The sequence below is a fragment of the Fructobacillus fructosus KCTC 3544 genome, from assembly GCF_001438695.1.
Lineage (GTDB): Bacteria > Bacillota > Bacilli > Lactobacillales > Lactobacillaceae > Fructobacillus > Fructobacillus fructosus.
Genome location: NZ_JQBH01000012.1, coordinates 49,819 through 53,327, shown reverse-complemented (window position 1 = coordinate 53,327; position 3,509 = coordinate 49,819). Strand labels below are relative to the sequence as shown.

The following is a 3,509-nucleotide window of genomic DNA, read 5'->3' as shown; positions in this document are numbered from 1 at the left end:
GAACCACGTTATAAGTTGAAGGGAGGTGAGCATGTTTGAAAATCTAGGTGCTTTTTTTGCTGTGATTGGGACAATTGCCACCGCCTTTTTTGCTTGGCGAGGAAAACGTGAGGACACAACACAAAAACATGATGACACGTTGAGCCTGATGTTTAAATCTCAAAGTGACTTAGTGAAAGACCTTTCGTTACAGGTTGGCGATTTGAACATGGAAATCAAGAAGTTACGGACAGACAACGAAAACTTAACGAATGAGAATCGGGAGTTGCGAATCGAAGTCCGTAGCTTGACTAACAAAATTGATGAATTGATGACGGCTAATTAGTCGTCTTTTTTATTGGAGGAATAAAAATGAATTTAACTGATACATTGGTGTTGTCATTGGCTTTTGCGGCCGTTGCTGCACCGGCAGAGCACGCTTTGGTTCGGTGGTTACGAACTAAGACAAAAAACGGGAACGTCCAGCTATTGCTCACTTGGGCAGACCAAGCCGTTGCTTTGCTTGAAAAGAGCGATCTAGCTGGCACACAGAAGAAGCAGGAGGCGATTGATTTCGTTTCGCAGCGACTCGTGGCAAACAAGCTAGCTGGAAAGTTCTCGCAGGAACAGCTATCAGCAGTAATTGAACAAGCAGTGGCGCAGTTAAACGCCACAAACAAGTAGGAGGAACACACATGACAGTTTCAGGATTAGCAACACCATTTGGATTTCAAGACTTTCCTAACTATACGGAAGGTCGTAGTGCAGCGGTTAACAAGATTGTGATTCATCACATGGCGACAACAGACTATGATTCTGTTCCTGGTATCTGGAAGACACGGGAAGCTTCCGCACACTATGGTATTGGGAAAAATGGACAAATCCGTGCCTATGTTGATGAAGATAACACGGCATGGCATGCAGGACAGTGGGCAGCTAACTCATCTTCAATTGGTATTGAGCATGCTAACACGACTGGTTCACCAGATTGGGGTATTGCGCAGGCAACTATTGATGCCTCTGCAAAACTTGTTGCGGACATTGCCCAGCGCTACGGGTTCGGTAAGGTTGTACCATACAAGAACTTATTCCCTCATTCAGAGTTTTACGGAACGGCTTGCCCCGGTCAATTGAAAGCTAAGTTGCAAGAAATTGCAGATAAGGCCAACGACATCATGGCCGGTGGAAATGGCGACGTATCAACACAGTCAGTATCAAATGGAGGACAAGCTTCTCAGGAAGATAACCGTTCAGCAGCTATCAAGGAGTTCCAAAATAAGTGGAATAACCGCTGGGCATTACGTGAACCGTTCCGAATTCGTACTTGTGAGATGCAGTACGGTATGTATCAGGTATTGACTGATGATCTAAACGTTGAACCTAATTCATGGTTCTACAATGGTATTCCTACTAAGTTGCTTGAAGACTTATCTGATCCACAAGGACGTTCATTTGAAGATGGTGCGATGGTTCGCTTCAAGGATGATGTCAACTTTGGAACGATTGATGCCTACGATACAAACACGAACTCAATTGGTATCTTGTTCACTGGTTATCCAGATATGATTTGGTTTGATGCCGATAAGTTCTTGGCACATCCATAATTAAAAGTTTCACAATTATTTCAACTTGTTATATACTGATGCTATTAAGTGAAAGGAGAAAAATTATGGCACTTAATGAAAAGTTGGATGCAGCCAAGGACAAGATGGTCGGAAAGGCCAAGGAAGTTCAAGGCAAGACAAAAGAAATGGCTTCAGATGCTAAGGAAGCTGCAAGTGATGCAGTGGACAAGGCAAAGGATGCTATGAAGAAGTAAAAAATAGGGCTTCGGCCCTGTACATATATGTTGAAATTGAAAAGTGCTCGTTAATGCGAGCTGCTAATTACAGACTCACCTTTTGGTGGGTCTTTTTTTGATCATCGTAATAAAAAAAGCCCTTCGGGGCGTACATAAAAACAGTGGGCCAAAGTGGTCGATATTTAACACTTTTTTTGGTTTTTTTAGATTAAAACGTCTTTATATAAACGTTTATAGTAGTGGGACAAGTTAGCACCTTAAAACAACATGCTAAATTGACCAACTTAAAAAGCCCTTCGGGCGTAAATAATAAGCAATTAAATTGATAAAAAATAATAAAAGTATTGCATATAATCTTCGATAATAATAATATATAAGTACATCAAGTCCCCAGGCAATTGCGTCTGGGATTTTTTAGTACAGTAAAGGGGATGGTTGTGCGATGAAGTCCTATCATGCCACCTATTCGATTAATATTAACAGCATCATAGAAGATGGCTTTTCTACTAAGAAAGAATATGATTGGCCTGGGGATCTTGGGAATGGCGTTTATAGCTATATAGACCCTGATGAGAATGGATTATTTGATTATTCAGCAAAAGATCTTGCTTATCTATTTGTAGCTAATGGTAAAAGTCAAAGTATTAATAAAACAATTTCAGTATTGGAATTGAACTTAAAGCCAAATATGACCTTGTTAGATTTAACTGATCCTAAAATAAAAATGGATTTACAAAAGTTAAAGGTGAGAATTAAGGAACGATATTTAAATAAAAAAATATTGGATGGGTATGTTGAATCTGGTGCGAAGCACAGAGGACATACTGATGGGCTTTTTTTTGAATATTTATTCAAGCATTTTGATGATTATAAACTCAATCCAGATGGAGTTATGAACGATACTGTTGCTAGAATAGATAGAGACTATTATCTTTCAAATTTTCCAAATGGGAGGGAATTATGCATAAGACATACTGATGTTATTTTTAACATAAAAGTGGTATCTTAAGTATAGGAGGATTAGATATGGCTAATTTTGACGATGTAGTTAAGGTGACGATCCCCAATTTTTCAGATGAGCAGCTTGATGCCATTCTGGAAAATCATAGTGTTGATGAAGTTATGAAGGCTTTAGGATATGAGAAAAAATTAGATTTTAGTAATATTACTGCAAGTTTGGAACAAAGTAGCGAAAAGTACGTTTTTATGAATGATTATAAGCATCGAAATGTGAATCAGCAGAAAGTATATGGTGTAGCGGCGTAATGGCAGTTATAAATTTTTTAGATTATACTGTTTCTGAAATGAATTATCATAGGAATGAAAATTTTGAAGAATCAGTTGATGGTAAAATTGGGTACCAGCCTGTTTTTAATTATAATGTAAGCAACATGATCGATGATGAGTTTGGTGTAAAACTTTCGGTTGAGCTTAATAGCGATAATTTTCCCTATTATTTTAAGTTAGAAATCATTGGTAAGTTCAAGTTTGATAAGACTTGCATTGATTCTGATATGTCTAGTGACTACAAAGATTATAGGGTTAATGCATTAGCTATAATGTTCCCTTATGTTAGAAGCGTTGTTTCCCAATTGACATTGATGTCGAATGAATTCCCATCGCTTCAATTTCCTACAATTGACGTCAATAAGTTTGTTCAAGAACAAAGTACAAGTGATTAACTGATACGTTGTTAATTGAGTTCAACAAGGCCCGCTTAGTGCAGGTC

Annotated in this window: 7 protein-coding genes; all 7 read left to right on the top strand. The window is 38.3% G+C overall.

Translation table 11 applies throughout. The features are described from left to right. The first annotated feature begins 31 nt into the window (after nt 1–31). The 7 genes from IV71_RS06365 (at nt 32) to IV71_RS06340 (ending at nt 3,462) form a co-directional block, all read left to right on the top strand. A complete protein-coding gene (locus tag IV71_RS06365; protein WP_010017564.1) occupies nt 32–325 on the top strand; it encodes a hypothetical protein in 294 nt (97 codons plus the stop codon). Between the two features lie 26 nt (nt 326–351). Continuing rightward, entirely contained in the window at nt 352–663 is a 312-nt protein-coding gene (locus IV71_RS06360) for a phage holin, LLH family (protein WP_010017563.1), read from the top strand. 11 nt (nt 664–674) lie between these two features. Beyond that, on the top strand, nt 675–1,583 hold the full coding sequence (locus IV71_RS07780; protein ID WP_010017562.1) for a peptidoglycan recognition protein family protein: 909 nt from the start codon (nt 675–677) through the stop codon (nt 1,581–1,583). A 65-nt stretch (nt 1,584–1,648) separates the two neighbouring features. Beyond that, nucleotides 1,649–1,798, top strand: coding sequence for a hypothetical protein (locus IV71_RS08230; RefSeq protein WP_010017561.1), 150 nt, complete (start codon nt 1,649–1,651; stop codon nt 1,796–1,798). Nucleotides 1,799–2,222: 424 nt separating this feature from the next. Further along, the gene (locus IV71_RS06350) at nt 2,223–2,789 is read left to right on the top strand and encodes a hypothetical protein (protein ID WP_010017559.1); all 567 of its coding nucleotides are present in this window, start codon (nt 2,223–2,225) and stop codon (nt 2,787–2,789) included. A 17-nt stretch (nt 2,790–2,806) separates the two neighbouring features. After that, entirely contained in the window at nt 2,807–3,046 is a 240-nt protein-coding gene (locus IV71_RS06345; RefSeq protein WP_010017557.1) for a hypothetical protein, read from the top strand. Further along, complete coding sequence (locus IV71_RS06340) at nt 3,046–3,462, top strand: protein-export chaperone SecB (protein WP_010017555.1); 417 nt, start codon at nt 3,046–3,048, stop codon at nt 3,460–3,462. Before IV71_RS06345 ends, IV71_RS06340 begins: the two co-directional genes overlap by 1 nt. Nucleotides 3,463–3,509 lie beyond the last annotated feature (47 nt).